This is a genomic window from Acaryochloris sp. CCMEE 5410 (genome assembly GCF_000238775.2).
Classification (GTDB): domain Bacteria; phylum Cyanobacteriota; class Cyanobacteriia; order Thermosynechococcales; family Thermosynechococcaceae; genus Acaryochloris.
In genome coordinates this window covers 4,041,782-4,057,535 of sequence record NZ_AFEJ02000001.1, presented here as the reverse complement: position 1 = coordinate 4,057,535, position 15,754 = coordinate 4,041,782, and the positions used below count along the sequence as shown (strand labels likewise).

The 15,754-nt window shown below is 46.3% G+C and carries 13 protein-coding genes; 6 read left to right on the top strand and 7 right to left on the bottom strand.

The features are described from left to right. Window positions 1-74: 74 nt before the first annotated feature. From ON05_RS18720 to ON05_RS18705, 4 genes are all read right to left on the bottom strand, one after another. The gene (locus ON05_RS18720; protein WP_010472632.1) at window positions 75-836 is read right to left on the bottom strand and encodes a bifunctional 2-polyprenyl-6-hydroxyphenol methylase/3-demethylubiquinol 3-O-methyltransferase UbiG; all 762 of its coding nucleotides are present in this window, start codon (window positions 834-836) and stop codon (window positions 75-77) included. 122 nt (window positions 837-958) lie between these two features. Beyond that, window positions 959-1,825, bottom strand: coding sequence for a class I SAM-dependent methyltransferase (locus tag ON05_RS18715; protein WP_029315157.1), 867 nt, complete (start codon window positions 1,823-1,825; stop codon window positions 959-961). 205 nt (window positions 1,826-2,030) lie between these two features. Next, window positions 2,031-2,528 carry a hypothetical protein gene (locus ON05_RS18710; protein ID WP_010472628.1) on the bottom strand — a complete coding sequence of 166 codons (498 nt, stop codon included), beginning with the start codon at window positions 2,526-2,528 and terminating at the stop codon, window positions 2,031-2,033. Between the two features lie 144 nt (window positions 2,529-2,672). Beyond that, window positions 2,673-3,713 (bottom strand): class I fructose-bisphosphate aldolase, encoded by a 1,041-nt coding sequence (locus ON05_RS18705; protein ID WP_010472626.1) that lies wholly within the window; start codon window positions 3,711-3,713, stop codon window positions 2,673-2,675. A 273-nt stretch (window positions 3,714-3,986) separates the two neighbouring features. Here ON05_RS18705 and ON05_RS18700 point away from each other — a divergent pair, with 273 nt between their 5' ends. From ON05_RS18700 to ON05_RS18690, 3 genes are all read left to right on the top strand, one after another. Next, entirely contained in the window at window positions 3,987-4,433 is a 447-nt protein-coding gene (locus ON05_RS18700; RefSeq protein WP_010472625.1) for a hypothetical protein, read from the top strand. 285 nt (window positions 4,434-4,718) lie between these two features. Further along, window positions 4,719-5,120: a plastocyanin gene (gene petE / locus ON05_RS18695; protein WP_010472623.1), complete on the top strand. Its 402-nt coding sequence runs from the start codon at window positions 4,719-4,721 to the stop codon at window positions 5,118-5,120. Between the two features lie 393 nt (window positions 5,121-5,513). Beyond that, a complete protein-coding gene (locus ON05_RS18690) occupies window positions 5,514-6,125 on the top strand; it encodes a hypothetical protein (protein ID WP_029315156.1) in 612 nt (203 codons plus the stop codon). Window positions 6,126-6,292: 167 nt separating this feature from the next. On the opposite strand, the gene ON05_RS18685 is transcribed toward ON05_RS18690, so the two are convergent. The 3 genes from ON05_RS18685 to ON05_RS18675 form a co-directional block, all read right to left on the bottom strand. Continuing rightward, window positions 6,293-7,516 (bottom strand): chlorophyll a/b binding light-harvesting protein, encoded by a 1,224-nt coding sequence (locus ON05_RS18685; protein ID WP_010472619.1) that lies wholly within the window; start codon window positions 7,514-7,516, stop codon window positions 6,293-6,295. A gap of 235 nt (window positions 7,517-7,751) precedes the next feature. Next, complete coding sequence (locus ON05_RS18680; RefSeq protein WP_010472617.1) at window positions 7,752-8,813, bottom strand: high light inducible protein; 1,062 nt, start codon at window positions 8,811-8,813, stop codon at window positions 7,752-7,754. 251 nt (window positions 8,814-9,064) lie between these two features. Continuing rightward, complete coding sequence (locus tag ON05_RS18675) at window positions 9,065-10,111, bottom strand: chlorophyll a/b binding light-harvesting protein (RefSeq protein WP_010472615.1); 1,047 nt, start codon at window positions 10,109-10,111, stop codon at window positions 9,065-9,067. A gap of 478 nt (window positions 10,112-10,589) precedes the next feature. On the opposite strand from ON05_RS18675, the gene ON05_RS18670 reads away from it, so the two are divergent. The 3 genes from ON05_RS18670 (at window position 10,590) to ON05_RS18660 (ending at window position 15,697) form a co-directional block, all read left to right on the top strand. Next, the gene (locus ON05_RS18670; protein WP_262561961.1) at window positions 10,590-11,666 is read left to right on the top strand and encodes a sucrase ferredoxin; all 1,077 of its coding nucleotides are present in this window, start codon (window positions 10,590-10,592) and stop codon (window positions 11,664-11,666) included. Between the two features lie 87 nt (window positions 11,667-11,753). After that, on the top strand, window positions 11,754-12,758 hold the full coding sequence (locus ON05_RS18665) for an AraC family transcriptional regulator (RefSeq protein ID WP_010472610.1): 1,005 nt from the start codon (window positions 11,754-11,756) through the stop codon (window positions 12,756-12,758). A gap of 245 nt (window positions 12,759-13,003) precedes the next feature. Further along, window positions 13,004-15,697 (top strand): TonB-dependent receptor domain-containing protein, encoded by a 2,694-nt coding sequence (locus tag ON05_RS18660; RefSeq protein ID WP_029315155.1) that lies wholly within the window; start codon window positions 13,004-13,006, stop codon window positions 15,695-15,697. Window positions 15,698-15,754 lie beyond the last annotated feature (57 nt).

Here is a 15,754-nt window from a genome sequence, read left to right as displayed (position 1 = left end):
TCGTTTAGTGATCCCATCTAGAAAGCTCAGACTCAGTGGACATCCTGATGTGGTGTCCTCTGCAGTAACAAGTTCTACTGCTCTCTCTTCTGCAGTTTGAACGCAACTGAATAAGGCCGGTTCTTACCGTTATTCAGTTGCCGCTCATTTTTAGCGAGATGGTATCGCTCCTCTGATAACCTGGGCTCTTCGAAATCAACGACCTCAAACCCTGCTTCACGGAATGCTTTCCAGTAATCGGATAGGGGTCGATGAAACCAGATAAATTCCGATGTAAAGTGCCCCCATGGCGGTCCAATACATTTTTGTTGTTGGAAATACGGAAAATTCCACTGGTAGGTAACAGCAACGTCACTATCTGTCCCTATGGCGTACTCCTGAGGAAAACAGGGATGGGAGAAAACGACTACCCCATATCCTCCAGGTTTCAGTACTCGAAAGAAAGCTTGCACAGTTTCAGTCAGATCCGGGGTATCCATCAAGACGTAGTTCGAAATGACAATATCAATCGATCCATCCGTCACCGTATGCAATTCTGAAATAGAGTCAATGCGGAAGTCAATATGAGCTGCTTTCGAGCGGGCGATCCGGATCATCTCGTCAGAAAAATCGATACCAAGAACGTGAGCCCCTCTTTCGTGTAGTTGGCGTGAGAGATACCCCGTGCCACAACCTGCATCGAGAATAGTGATACCAGCCACATCCCCTACAAACTGCCAGAGAACGGGGTCGGAATTGAGGATACGATTGCTATCCCCATCATCACCAACTTGTCTATCCCAGTCATCCGCGACGCGATTCCACAACAATCGTGTTTCGTCAGAATACTGATCCATATATTTACCGTAGAACGCTTACTTAAACGGTTAGCAGCTTATAACTTTGGTTATGGGCACATGAGAGTCTTATTAGATAAAACCAACGTAACGCCATCGTCACCACTCGTCCAATGTAGTTACTACAGCCCAACTTGGAGTCCCACAATCCGTCCTGAATTTTTGAATAGCATCATGGGTAAAGCTGGAAAAACTCGACTGATCAAACGCCAAACGGTAGGTAATCGCTGTAAATCATCCAAGAAATGCTGTAGATAAAACTCCTCCCGCTTGAGGATAAAGCCTAACCCCCAATGCTCTAGATCTAGAGATTGATTGATGCCCCACTTAAACTCAGCACTGGTCTTAGAGACCGTGTCATGTTTGGCAGTACTCCGGGCAGTTTGTTGACTAATCACATCAAATAAAACTTCAATAGAGCCTAATTGAGCTTGAATCTGCTGCAGGAGAGTTTTATTCTCCGCTTCCGTTAGATACATAGCCACCCCTTCATAAATCACCATCATCGGTTGCTTTGGCTCACGGTCAATCTCATCTATCCAGGTAAAGTCCAAGATAGATTTAGGGACTAAATGGGTGTGCTCGCTTCCGTCTTGGCCCCCACAGGCGGCAAATACCTGTTTGCGCAGATCAATGACATCAGGAAAATCAATGTCATACCAATGGACATGAGCCGTTTGCAACCGTGAGAATCGTGTACACAAACCTGCCCCTAAATTGACAATCACGGCATAAGGATGGGTTTTGATAAAGTTTTGGACAATCTGATCTATCTGTCTAGCCCGAACCACACACCCTAATTGCGATGACCAGCCTTGCTCGAACTTAGAAAAATCGTAATCGAGCTGTTGAATAATTTCTGCTGCTTTGGCATCGCGAAGGATAGGGTTAACCCGCTGGTGTTCCATAGCGCGAGCATAGAGGGTGATCATCAATGTTTCAGGAACACCTCGAAGTTGTGTTGCACTTACAGATTGGGTAGATGGCATATAAACCTCCAGTTTGGGTGCCTCTCGTCCACGGAAGAAATGAGCTAAAAACGATTGATGATACACAGATAGACACTGGCTTCCATTCTTAGTTAGAAACAGTTGGCTTCTCTCACGCTGAGGACCATTGCCCAGAGAGAAGATAAATCATCTGAAACGACATTCAGAATTTATGGGGACTAGCACGGTCTAGTGTCTCAATGCTTTACCAGGATGGAAGATGTGAAGTCTCACAGTGCAGTTGCGATGGTCTCCGACCGGCCATCGCAACTGCAAAACCATTCACGCTACATTCTCGGACCAGAGCAACCTTGCCATAGCGAGGGTCAATCTCAATCCCTTGAATTTCGAGGGTGCGACAGGCAATACTATGCTCAACGGGAATACTATACTGAGCTGTCTCTAAAGGAGCTAGCGGCAAACAAAGTTTAAAGATAGCGGGTCGATATTCTAGGGGGATAAACACATCTGCTCCCAGGGTTAAAGCCTGTTCATTATGGAAGGGAATTTGGCTGACATTGGTCAAAATCCCTGCGGGTGTTGACCATTGCTCACACCACCGCAGTGCCAAAAACCATTTAGCATCTGACAGGCGATTAAAGATTCTTTCTGAAGGCGTTTGCGGCAACACTTTATAGCCGCCTTTCACCGCCAGGATGGTACCGCCCAAGAATCCAAAAAGAGTATTGATAGAGTCGGCCATAATCATTCCTCGGATAAAGACTGAAACAGCAATGATTAGTGTTAACGGGTCATGATAGAAGAAAATCCCTGAGAAATGCGGTTACTCCTCAGGGAACGTAGACTGTGTTAAGGATCAGTGTGATCTGCGTAAGAAGAGAATGATTTAGACGAGGGCTAGTTCTCGCTCGACTTCGGGACTATATTCACCCAGACTGGCGGCACTATTGCATTTGGCGCGATGCAACAGTCGCTGTTGAGCTTCAGATACCCGCTGGCTCTCACCCCGCCAATGCTCCAATGCTGGCTGCTGAATCGCTCGGGCATAGGAAAAGGTAACTGGCCATGGACAGATATCGGCATAGCGAGCGTTCATGACATTCAGGTGGGCAGCGGATCGTTCTGCACTTTGGCCACCCGACAAAAAGGCCACTCCTGCAACCGGAGCAGGCACGTTTTTGCGTAGACAATTGATGGTCGCTTCAGCAACCTCATCAACGCTAGGCTGTTGTGGGCACTCTTTACCCGCAACCACCATGCTGGGTTTAAGAATCATTTGGTCAAATGCGACGCCTTGGCTATAGAGTTGACTAAACACAGCATGAAGGGTGCGATCCGTCACCTGATAACACCGTTCTAAGGTATGGTCACCGTCAATTAAGACTTCAGGTTCGACGATGGGAACGAGACCCCCTTCTTGGCACAGGGCCGCATAGCGGGCTAAAGCTTGGGCATTCACACTGATGCAAGTCTGGCTCGGAATACCTTCTCCAATGGTAATCACAGCCCGCCATTTCGCAAAACGAGCGCCCATGCTGTAGTACTCAGCAATGCGATCTCGCAAGCCATCTAGACCTTCCGTGACTTTTTCATCCGGATGGGCGGCTAAGTCTTTAGCTCCCGTGTCCACTTTAATCCCCGGAAGCATACCCGCTTCAGTAATGACTTGTACAAAGGGTTTACCGTTTCTAGTGGATTGTCGAATGGTCTCATCAAACAAAATGGGACCACTGATGTAAGTAGAAAGCTTAGGTGTTGTTAAGATTAACTCTCGATAAGTTCTACGATTCTCTTCCGTCGTCGGAATGTTTAGCTGAGCAAATCTCTTATTACAAGTGCCATTACTCTCATCAATTGCTAAGATGCCCTTCCCTTTTGCCACCAATGCTTTAGCGGTGGCTTTTAACTCTTGGGCATAGGTACTCATATCGAACCTCCTAAGTAGAGCAGAGACAGAATAAAAATTGCCTTGCTTATTGATATATAATGTCAATAAGCAAGATTGTCAAGTCATCTCATCCATCAATGACTGAATCAAGAGAGAGTGTTTATCTTCATTTGACCCTCAAAAAGCCTCTAAAAATGCTGAAAATAACAAAATTTTTGCATGAAATTTAGACTTAACTATTTGAATCAGGAAAAAGATGAACTTTATTTCCTAAGAATAAATCTCATAAATTATTGGCAGGAGTGATGAGCTGTGAATGCGACCGACCATACTGCGACCTATGAAATGCTCAGTAAGATCTCTCGAATTGTTTCCCTATTTAAAGAGCAATTTCTGGATGCCCATCCTGATCTAAGTCCCTGGATCTATGATCCTGCCCTTCGATACTTGATCGATCCTCACTCGATTGATCTCTGCTTCCATTTTCCAGGGTGGCATCCCACATGCCATAGTCACTGTGTTCTAACTCAAATTCGCTTTTCAGAGAATCCTAAATCGGCTGATGCTCGTATTATTGATATTGAATCCATGGGCTATACCCATACCGAACCCTATTGGCGATGCCGCTCTACCACGGATGATTGGGACTTTGATGGTATATCGCCCCCAACATTACTGGCTAGAAAAAAGTTAGAGCAATTTTTTCAGGATGTTTATGCTTTGTTCAGATACCCAGATAATTCTGAGAAGTCTCTCTAATCCTTGGCTCAAGTAATGCCTGCTGATAGCTACACGCATTAGGCGTTATAGAGAATGTTCACCCGTCTTCTCCATGCTAATTCCAGTTGGACTTTTCTGGAAGTGCGGACAGCTTCAGCAGCACCCAGGCCAACCCTTTACACCTGAGTCAGTCAGAGATGGAACCACTTTTTTCTACTCTTGACATTTAAATAATTAAGATTAATTCTCAATTACTAAAAGGGATGCTACAGTTTAAGTATGACAAGCTGTCATACTTATTCATTTCAGCTTTGGAGAAAACCAATGCGCTACATTAAACCCTTACTGTTGGGGCTCACAACTACCGTAATGGCAGTGCTATTGGTCATCGGTGGCTTTTTGCCAGGATCTTCAACGGCTCTGGCTGCAACGACTACCGTTCAAATGGGGTCGTCTACGGGCATGCTAGTGTTTGAGCCAGCCGAAGTGACCATTGCCCCAGGAGATACCGTGCATTATGAAGTGGCCGGTGTCCCTCCCCATAATGTGGTGTTTGATCCGGGTAATTCTGCAGGTGATATTGCGACTTTATCTCACCAAGGTTTTGCCATGTCAGGTGGATTTGATGTGACTTTCCCTGCCGATGCTGCTCCCGGTGCCTATGCCTACTACTGTGAACCCCATAGAGGCGCAGGAATGACTGGTACCATTACGGTTCAAGGCTAAATCCACACCAGTACAAGTGATTTTTAATCATTTCAACGTTTTCGAATTTCTTTCTCAATTCATAAGCTTCTACCCGCATAATCCTACTGAATGGAAGATTCTGCGGGTATTCTTTATCAAGCGCGAATTTGAGTGTGGATGATTTACAGCTAAAGTTGCTACTGCTGCAGAACGATAGCAACGAGAGAAGGAGGGTATCAATTGTGCGATGGCCAAAGGCCGGTCGGAGACCATCGCAACTCACCACAGGACTCCCCTACTCTCAACCGATTGACTAGACTTTAATCAGCAGCTTTTTCGCTATAACAAGAGAAAACGGTACGATAGAGGTTTCAAAAGCCAATATCATTGCTTAAACAAAACTATCGGTCGATTTTATCTACAGTCAAAGCTATGAGAACCCAAAAACAGTCATTCTTGGGGTGGACTGGTGTCTTTATCTCGACAGTATTTATGCTGCTAGCATCAGGTTTGGCCCTTTATCCCAAGATCACCAGCGCAAACATTCTCACTGCTCTAAGGTTGAGTTCATTAACAACCGCTATTCCATTCTTGCTCGTGTTTGTAACCAAGCCCCTCACCGCCACAACGGATGAACTGGGGCAATGGCTCAAAAGCAATCGCAGCTATCTGTGGCTGGCCCTGACCATATCCCACCTCATCCATCTCTACCAAATTGTTCTGTACTACCAACTAGGGAAAACGTGCTCTTGGACAACATGGCTAGTGACGGCTCCACTCTGGATCATTATGGTGCTGTTCTCAGTCACAGAAGTGGTAAAACCCGAAATTTTTGATTATCTATATCAAGCCCATGTTCCAAAAAGACTGAGTGTTTTATATACACTGGGGCTCTGGTATATTTGGCTCGTTTTTACCCTGGCATTTGGCTTTGGGACCGCAGCACAGCACATCCCTTTCTACAATGTTCCGGCCTTTATGCTCTTTATCGCTGGAGCAATTTTCCATGGCATCCTGTGGTGGCGCAAAAACAGCCCTGCATAATCTAGGCACCCCCATCTTCTTCCAGCACCTCTTGGCTAAGTCACAAGAATAAATGCTAGTGGGGAGAGGTTTTTGAATCAGTACAGTCAAATCCAGGAATCTTGTACTTTGACCGCTCCTCTCTTAAAAACCTCGTCTCCACAGGCTACAAAATCAACGCTTGTTGTTTAAGTTTGAGGTGATTCTGTACTGTCCGATCCGTTAGCCTGAGAAGCCTCAGCAGCTGGCACTGACTCGGTAGAGTCCATGGAAGTTGTCTCCTCTACTGGCGCTTCCTTTATTTCTGGAGCAGCATCAGTCGTTGGAGCTGCCCCTGTAATAATCGATGGCTCTTGGACAAAAGTTTGTGAGAGGGCATTGGGGATCTCTTCAAACTTCACACCCATGGCTTTTAGACTATGGAATAAATGCCCTTGCAGACAGTAGAATCCCAAATAATAAGTGATATTGGCCAACCAAGCCCGCGAACTAAACACACCATCAGCAAAATCCGCCGTGTCCTGAAAGTAAGGGGTAAGGTTGAACTTTACCTCTAAAGCGGGGCCATAGAACTCCACTGGATAGACGAAGGTATTGACTGCACAGAAATAAGCCGAGATAAACCCCATAATGGCAACGCCACCCAGAGAAAGGCCAATCAAGCCATCGGCGCTGTAATTATCTTGTCGAGCCCCCAAGCGTTGTTCCCACTGAAATGGAGGAACAAGAATATGCCAAATACCACCGGCAATATCCAGTAAGCCCACTAGAAAATGACCTGCCGCTAAGTCACCCAAGTTATCAACAAAAAATGGATTATACCCAGGGGTTGACCACCCATATTTATAGACATTGGTAAAGTTCTCCATCGCAGGCGTAACCGCACGGACTTCACCAATAGTAGGGTCATACAGACCGTGATATTTCATCCAGCCCACAAAGATCAAGGAGGCAAAACCAATAAAAATTAAATGGTTGCCCAGGATATACCCCAACCGTTTTGGATCATCCCATTCAAAAGAAAATTTTGCTGTGTTTCCCCGACCCCCTTGGGACAGATCAGCAGGTCCAATTTGGGCATGGTAGTAAGCACCAAAAAACAGCACCACACTGGCCACCATATGCACTAAGGCAACTTGGACATACACTCCTGGGTTAGTCACCACTCCACCAGCACCGACACCAAAGCCTTCAGCGGCCAAATGCGGAATTAGGACTAAGCCTTGGTCATACATGGGCAAGCCTGGATCAAACACTTGATTCTCAGACAAGGTATTGATACCGACCCAAAACATGATGATGGCCATCTGCAAAATATGTGCAGCTAACCATTTGCCTTGTACCGAGCGATCAATCAGACGACTATTGCCCTGATACCAAGGAAACTCAGATTGATTGATATTGAGTTGCATGGTTCTATTCAAAAAATAATTAATAACGGCTCAAAAGGAGCTATGTAGCAAGAACGACTGCTTTACGGCATTCCTTGCGACAAATGAATGTGAAAATCTATATTTCTACTCTCATGCCCTCAGCTTATGAGTCAGGCGATAAGAGAAATGAGTGACTGACAAAAACCATAGACCAGCATTAGAGAGGGCTATCCTGAATGCGGACAACATCACATCTCAATGCTGGCCCATAGAACTATTTATTCTTAAGGGCATGGAGCCTTTCGCCACGAATACTGTGCCATAGGCCACCAAAGACCATCCAGTTCAATCCCAGAATCAGCTGGATGGAGGCGGCCCCAGACCGATCAATGCCGTAGAACTCAGGGGCAAAGGCGATATCGCAATACTGGGTGAAAATGGCAGAACTAATGGCAATAAAACCCACGGAAGCCACACTATAAGACAGGATCGCTTCGCTATTGCAAATGCCAGCACGCGTCACCCCACCATTGGGGAAAGAAAAGATCAGCCGATTGTTGAAAAAGGCTGTCGGCTTTTTGTTGATGATATGAAAGGCTGCCCCTGCAATATCAACAATGGCGACGAGGAAATGTCCCCCAACAAGGTCTTCCATATTGTCGACTGCGGCCATTCCCAAAGGTGTCCATCCGCCATTGGCAAATCCGAATAAGTAACCCAGTAGGGTAATCGGATTGAGGTTGGGGGTAATCTGTCGCACTTCACCCACTAATGGATCATATAAGCCATTACCGAAGGCTGCATTGCATGCGAATAGAAGGCAAGCGACCCCTAAACAAAGCAGGTGATGGCCTAAAATAGAAGAGAGGGACTCAAAGTCGTCCCAATCATAATCAAATTGAGCCGCCCAGCTACCTTCAGGGTAATCTCCTAGCTTCGCTTCTCCAGCAATGGTGTGGAATAGTCCACCCGCACAACAGAATGCCGCCACAAAGAAGTGTAAAACGCCAATCACAAAATAAGGATACGTACTCAAGATCTCTCCACCTGAGCCCACGGCTATCCCTAAGCCTGCCAGGTGGGGCATAAAGACCATCCCTTGTTCAGATAGTGGTATGCCGGGTTGAAAACGAGCGGCTTCTTGAATAATAAAAGCGCCGGGAACACAGCTCATCAGAGCTGCATGGCATAAGTGGGCACCCAGAAGCGTGCCAGAAAGATCGGTGTTGCGGACATTGCCTGCCCACCATTCCGCTTCATAACCGCTCAAGCTCGCTGTACCCGCAGTCAGCTCGGACCTGTCCATCGGGTCGCGTCTGGTTAAAGATGCTGTCATAAATTAAATCCTCGATAGGGTAAAGAGTTACTAAAAATCAAACATTGGGGGTATTCGGAACCTGTCGTTCTCAGCGTTTCAGCCATCATCACGCAGACAAGAGATGGCCAAAGCCTCTTATCAAGCAAAAGATCTGTCCACTGTAAGCAATACAAGCTAGAGAAAATAGCTAACACTGGGTTGACGATGAGCATCATAAAGATGGACTCTTCAAACAGCCCTAGTCAAATGTGGGGCCGATTCATCCACACCTAAACTTCAGGCGCGAATTGCTCGAAATATTTGGGAAGATTGCGGAAGTCAAAGCCCATGCCCCGCAAGGCATGAAAGAGATGACCTTGCAAACAGAAGAACGCCCAATAGAAATGGAAATTACAAATCCAGAAACGGGAGGTATGCATGCCGTTTGCTGTATCAATAATGTCCGCAAAGTAAGGAGAAAAGACAAACCTTAGCTCTAGAACAGGGCCAAAGAATTCAGGTGGGAAGGTGATTTCATTAACGGCTGTAAAGTAACAGGCAATAAAGCCCAAGAAGGCTAGTCCGCCCAAAGCGTAGGCTAAAATGGCATCCGCGTTTTTGCGATAGAGCCGATCTGTATAGGGCCAAGGTTTAACCAAGATATGAAAAACGCCACCTAGGGTATAGAGAAAGCCGACAAACAGGTGCCCCATTTGCACATCTTCCAGGTTGTCTACAAAGAAAGGATTGAACCCCGGAACAGCCCATCCATATTTGAACAGTCTGACAATATTAAATTCAGGTACCACGGGTCTGACTTCGCCAATACTTGGATCATAGAAGCCATGAGTGGCTCCCCAGCCCACAAATAAAAAGGTCCCTAGCCCTAAAAAGATCAGATGATGTCCCAGAATTCTGCCCTGGGAAGCAAAATCATCCCACTCAAAATGAAATCTCCTGATACCTGGGAACTCGCTATCTGCAAAGTTCTTCGGTCCAGTCACAATATGGTACAAAGCCCCTGACGCAAACACAGCGGCTGCAAACAGGTGAATCATACCAATGGCAAAGTAGATATAGGTATCTACGATGACCCCGCCAGACCCGACCCCAAACCCTTCACGAGCTAATTGAGGAAGGCAAACAAAGTTTTGACTGTATAACGGCAAATCGGGATCGTAGCGAGAGAGTTCATAGATGGTAAAGGTTCCTGCGAAGAAACACATCGACGCAATTTGGCCGATATGTGCAGCCAGGAATTGGGCACTAAACCCGGTATAACGAGCATTTCCCGCATACCAAGGATAGTTAACTTTGGGCTGTCCATAGGTTTGCATAAAGATTATTCTCCAGACTAATCTTGCATATTCTATTGAGATTAATTCTCAATTTATCAGGACTTGCGTTTCATGAAAATCTGAAGAGTAAAAGTCAAAGAAAAACTGTTAAATCTCAATATTTATTTATGTTTTCATAAAAAATAAATACCGGGCTGAATAGATCAGTTTCACCAACTCATCGAAGCATGATGAGATCAAGGAATCCTTAAAGTGCTTTAAATTCATACACTTCAGCTAATATGCTGATCAGCTTTACGACCTAATTTTCCCCGTAGAGCCAAGCAATTACGTTCGGTCATAGGAGTTAGGATATGAGGGTCTACAGGGTCTCAGTTCACTATCATGCTTGCAAAACCCAGACTCATTTTTCTACCAAGATTCTCAATATAGAAAATATCTATCGATTTTTAAGTCAATTATTGAGAATAGATATAGGTTTGTTGTGTCAGACCATACCGCTATGGATCAACAGTCAATGAACTGCCGCTATTGTGCAGATATTGCTAAAGCGAATGGTGTCGATCCCCTCGGTACAGCGGCAAAAGCTGACCACTGGCTGATTACTGAGATGAAACAGCCCTGGTCCCATTCATTAACTGAGCATCCTCAAGTTCAACCCTTGATTCCCTTATTCAAGAAATTGATTTTTCGCAGAGGAATCTTGATCAGACCGACTGCGATCGCAACCGATCACGACTATTCCCAAACAGGCTGGACACGGGTGCTCTACTACTATCGCCCCAGTTCTCAGTTTGCCCAGTATGCCAAACAGGAATTTCTCATCCCCGAAGCCGAAGGGCTCAACTTCACCATGGCTTTGTTGAAATCCTTACTAAAGCAACCCAATCATTTTGAGCATTACCGAAAGTATCAGCAAAACACCAGCGAGATTCGGGAGCTATTGATCTGTACCCATACCCAAGTGGATTTGGCCTGTGGTCGTTATGGAACCCCTATTTATCGCCAACTTAGGCAAGACTATGGCCACAATCCTAGTTCTCTCAGAGTCTGGCAAGCCACTCATTTTGGCGGTCATCAGTTTGCCCCGACCTTGCTAGATTTGCCTACAGGACAATTCTGGGGACATCTTGAGCCAGCCATCTTGCCCACCCTCGTAGAACGGCAAGGAGAGGTGTCCAGCCTGCGCCCCTATTATCGGGGTTGGTCTGGCTTACAGAAATTTGAACAGATGGCGGAAGGAGAAATCTGGCAGAGAGAAGGATGGGCTTGGTTAGACTATCCCAAAGCAGGACGGACCACAAAGAAAGGTCTGAAAGGGATCAAGCAGTTTTTATATCCTTTACTGCGGTTGATTCCCTTAAACTTGTTGCAGATGTGGTTGGAGCAATGGACACAAGAAGCCAATTGGGTTGAAGTGAACCTCCAATTTGTCTTGCCTGAAGCCACACAAATCAGTTGTTATCGGGTCCGGCTAGCGACCAAGGGCAGGGTTAAAACGGCAGTGAAATCAGCTGCAAAACCTGACGACACCCTGACTCTCCAGGACCATTGGCAATATGAAGTTAGACAAATTGTGCGGTACGACACTTAACGCCTGAATTCGCAGCATCAGGCCCAAAATCTATTTTGATAAATAGGAATTATTCTTATTACATTAGACTTGAGTGTAGACACTCTGATGAATGCCTCTGCAATGGGTATGCCTAAAACCCTCACCAATGCCGATATTATTGCTTTTCTACAGAATAATAGTGACGCCTCTACCTTTCTCAATACCGACCACGATGAACAATGTATTGCCCTCCCAGCCCAGTTTGGCAGTGGATATATCCGAAGACATCTCTTACAGCCAGGGCTGATCTTAGATATTGCAGATGTTGAGCTGAACTACAACCATGTCAACCGCATTCAGTTACATTCCCCCCAGATGCCCTTGACCGCTAGTTTTTACTTATCGGGTCAGGCCGTTGTCACCAATGAAGCCTTGCCTACCCCCCAGACTGAACGAGCTGGGAATAACTATTTGTACCATTTACCTCAAACTGCTGAAATTGAGGAATATCACGCCAATCAGCGGATCTGTTGTTTAAAGCTGTATTTTGACTTAGACCATTTTCCGCAGCTTAATCTCCAACAACTCGCAACCCAGTCATCAAATTTAAGCACCCCCATCTACACTCCCCATAAGCTGTACTGTGAGAATCCAACGACCCCTAGAATGCACTTAGTGCTTGAACAACTGGCGACTTGCTCCTTGCAAGGGATTGCCAGAAATATTTATCTGGCGGGTAAAGCTCTTGAACTTCTGGGCTTGCAGTTGGAAGCAATCATCACGCCCCAGGCTTCGCTACCAGCCTGCCTTCATCCCACTGATGTTGAACAGATCCACAAAGCCCGCTACATCTTGATTCAGAACTATTTAAACCCTCCATCCTTAATGGAATTAGCCCGTCAAGTGGGTATTAACGATCGCAAACTCAAGCAAGGCTTTCGCGATGTCTTTGGCACGTCTGTATTTAACTATTTGTACCAATACCGTATGGACAAAGCCCGCCAGCTGCTCACTTCTGGGCAATGGAATGTGACCGAAACTGCCCATGCCGTGGGGTATGCCAGTCGAACTGCCTTTGTCGCCGCCTTTACCAAGCAGTTTAAGGTGAGCCCTAATACGTATCGTCCTTAACGATGTCCCGCATTGACTTTGAAAAGGCAACTATCAATACCTTGATTTTCTGACTTCTAAAAAATAGTCCTGCTTTCAGACAGAAAAAGTCCGTTTGCAAGACAGCAGTGTGTAAAAAGCGACATCCCACTCTAGTAATTTATATTGAGAAGTTTTCTTAATTACTATCTATCTAGCCCACCGTTGAACGTGGGTCATAGATATTCAAGAGCCTTTGCCATTTGCCGTCTGCAACCGTGTGGGGAATGAGTACTAGACCGTCATTAAACATCATTTATATCTGTTTGGGTGCTCTGGGGACATTCCTAGGAACACTGGGTGCGGCCCAAGCAGCTCAGTCTTCGTCAAACCCTTTCCAGCTTATTTCTGACCAAACGGACCGTAGGATCCGTAAAGTTGAACCTATCGTTCTATATCCACATAAGTCCGAATATCGTGTTGCCCAAGTAGAGGCTCTGCTCATAGCCGAAATTACGCAGGTGACCCTTGAGCCTACAGAGGGCGGGGCCAATATTGTGCTGACGGTTGCTAACGGTGATACCTTGCAGGTGACGCCTTCTGGTGATGGGGCCACCTTTATCGCTGATATTGAGAATGCCCTACTCAATTTACCCACTGGGCAAACCTTTGAAGCAGACAACCCAAGCCCAGGTATACGCTCAGTCTCTGTCATGCCTGTTGATGTGAATCGCGTGCGGGTGACCGTAATTGGTGATCAGACAGAATTAAGTCACCAAATTCAACCCGATTCTCAGACCCTCGTTTTCAGTATCAATACCCAGACGTTAGCTGAGGCGGAAGAACCCCCAGAGACTCCACCTGCGGATACTCCCACAGCGGAGGGTGAAGAAGATGATTTAGAAATTGTCGTCACAGCCACTCGGACGGAAGAGCTCCTCGCAGATGTCCCCCGTGCTGTCACCATCATTACTCGCGAACAGATAGAGCAAGAAGCCCTGTTAAGGAATGACCTGACTTCAACCCTGGGTAAATTTGTGCCTGGCTTTGGACCACCCACAGCGGATGGTCGCACCCGTGTTCAAGATTTGAGAGGTCGCCCTGCACAAATTTTGATTGATGGCATCCCCCAAACTGGCAATGCCTCCTTTGGTACGGAGTTGTCAGCTATTGATCCATCCGTCATTGAACGGATTGAAGTGGTCAGAGGACCCAGCGCAGTCTTTGGAGATGGTGCAACTGGTGGGGTTATTAATATTCTGACTCGTGCCCCCGTCGAAGAAGGGGTGCAAGGGCAAGTAGGACTCACCCTTCGTCCCGATTTTGAACATTTATCTGAGAATGGCTTTGGCTTCAAAGTGGATGCCAGTCTGTCAGGTAAGCAAGGAAAATTCGATTTTCTAGTTGGAGCAGCCTTTGACTTAGATGGTGCCATCTTTGATGGAGAAGGAGATCGTATTCCGCCCGATGGCTTAACCACAGACAACAACACCTTTAACCTGTTTACAAAAGCGGGGATTGATATCACTGATGATCAGCGCCTACAAATCTCCTACAACTTCTTTCAAAACGATTTTGCTAGCGATTTCATTTCCGATCCGATTGTTTTAGGTATCCCAGGGGAGCAAGATGCTGAAGCCTTGAGAGTGGGACCGTTTACCTTTGATGACAGCCCATCCCAGACTATCCATAATGTCAATTTGACCTATCGCCATCAAAATTTATTAGGTGCTGAATTACGGACTCAGGCTTACTTTCGGAAAACTGATCTAACCCAAATTCCAGGTGATATTCGTAATCTCTTTCCTATGGGGACACCCCCATTTTTGCCTGTCATTTCTCAAACTAATTTAGATTCTTTAGAGGTCGGTGGACGGTTTCAGCTCGATACTCCCATTACAGATCGCTTCAAGATTCTGTGGGGTGCGGATCTTTCCTATGAAGAGAATGAGCAGTTTTTCAATTCCCTAGATCCAGTCGATTTTGATCTCAACCGCCGTGCCCGCATCATCGGTACGGCCACTCAATCCCCGTTTTATACCGTACGCAGCATCGGTGCTTTTTCCCAGTTAACCTGGGATGTGGTGGATCAGCTATCCCTCACCGGAGGGATTCGATATGAAAATATTCGCTTGTCCGTCGATGACTATGCTGCTAGCCCTTTTGCGAATTTTGGGATTGCGCCACCGGCACAAATCCAAGGCGGAGTAATCACAACCGATGACGTGGTTTTTAATGCGGGTGCAGTGTTTAAAGCGACTGAAGAAGTTAGCATCTATGCCAACTTTGCCCAAGGATTTTCGATTCCTGGTGTTGGGGTAACCCTAGGGCTAGCTCGATTTGGCAATAGCGTGGTTGACAGCCTCAATTTAGAACCTCAGAAAGTCAATAACTATGAGCTGGGGGTAAAAGCCAACTTTGATACGGTTCAGCTCAGTCTAGCGGGCTTTTTGAGTACCTCCTCTCTTGGTTCTTCTCTGGTCGTTGATAACGTGGGGCTGACCTCTATTGTGCGGGCTCCACAACGGAACTATGGCATTGAATTCACTGCGGATTGGCAACCCAGCGATACATGGAAACTAGGGACAGTCTTTACTTGGAATGAGGGCGAATCGGATCCAGACGATGATGGTGTCTTTACAGCCCTTAGCTCCCTGGATGTCCAGCCCATTCACGCAACGGTCTATGTTGAGAATGAGACCCTACCTGGTTGGCGAAACCGAATTCAAGCGTTGTTTGTCGGGGGACGAGATCGTGCCTTTAATGACGCGGTCGATCAGTTTCGAGTCGAAGGTTACACGGTGTTTGATGTCTTCAGTACGGTCAACCTAGGGCCAGGGAAACTGCAGCTCGCTATCCAAAATGTCTTTGATACCCAATATGTACCCGTGAGTTCCCAAGAACGCTTGGGTATTCAAGAGCTACGCCGTTTCCCCGGTCAAGGCCGGACCTATAGCATTCGCTATAGTTTTGAGTTTTAAGTCCAGTTCAAACCAGCACCCAGTTGCTTAAATGTTCAGTTTGGTGGGAGTTCATCA

What these genes read in the sequence shown, in the direction of transcription:
- ON05_RS18685 (WP_010472619.1), bottom strand. Translation starts at nt 7,516, where the DNA reads ATGCAACTCAATATCAATCAATCTGAGTTTCCTTGGTATCAGGGCAAT.
- ON05_RS18690 (WP_029315156.1), top strand. Translation starts at nt 5,514, where the DNA reads ATGAGAACCCAAAAACAGTCATTCTTGGGGTGGACTGGTGTCTTTATC.
- ON05_RS18705 (WP_010472626.1), bottom strand. Translation starts at nt 3,713, where the DNA reads ATGAGTACCTATGCCCAAGAGTTAAAAGCCACCGCTAAAGCATTGGTG.
- ON05_RS18660 (WP_029315155.1), top strand. Translation starts at nt 13,004, where the DNA reads ATGAGTACTAGACCGTCATTAAACATCATTTATATCTGTTTGGGTGCT.
- ON05_RS18715 (WP_029315157.1), bottom strand. Translation starts at nt 1,825, where the DNA reads ATGCCATCTACCCAATCTGTAAGTGCAACACAACTTCGAGGTGTTCCT.
- ON05_RS18665 (WP_010472610.1), top strand. Translation starts at nt 11,754, where the DNA reads ATGAATGCCTCTGCAATGGGTATGCCTAAAACCCTCACCAATGCCGAT.
- ON05_RS18720 (WP_010472632.1), bottom strand. Translation starts at nt 836, where the DNA reads ATGGATCAGTATTCTGACGAAACACGATTGTTGTGGAATCGCGTCGCG.
- ON05_RS18680 (WP_010472617.1), bottom strand. Translation starts at nt 8,813, where the DNA reads ATGACAGCATCTTTAACCAGACGCGACCCGATGGACAGGTCCGAGCTG.
- ON05_RS18670 (WP_262561961.1), top strand. Translation starts at nt 10,590, where the DNA reads ATGAACTGCCGCTATTGTGCAGATATTGCTAAAGCGAATGGTGTCGAT.
- ON05_RS18675 (WP_010472615.1), bottom strand. Translation starts at nt 10,111, where the DNA reads ATGCAAACCTATGGACAGCCCAAAGTTAACTATCCTTGGTATGCGGGA.
- petE (WP_010472623.1), top strand. Translation starts at nt 4,719, where the DNA reads ATGCGCTACATTAAACCCTTACTGTTGGGGCTCACAACTACCGTAATG.
- ON05_RS18710 (WP_010472628.1), bottom strand. Translation starts at nt 2,528, where the DNA reads ATGGCCGACTCTATCAATACTCTTTTTGGATTCTTGGGCGGTACCATC.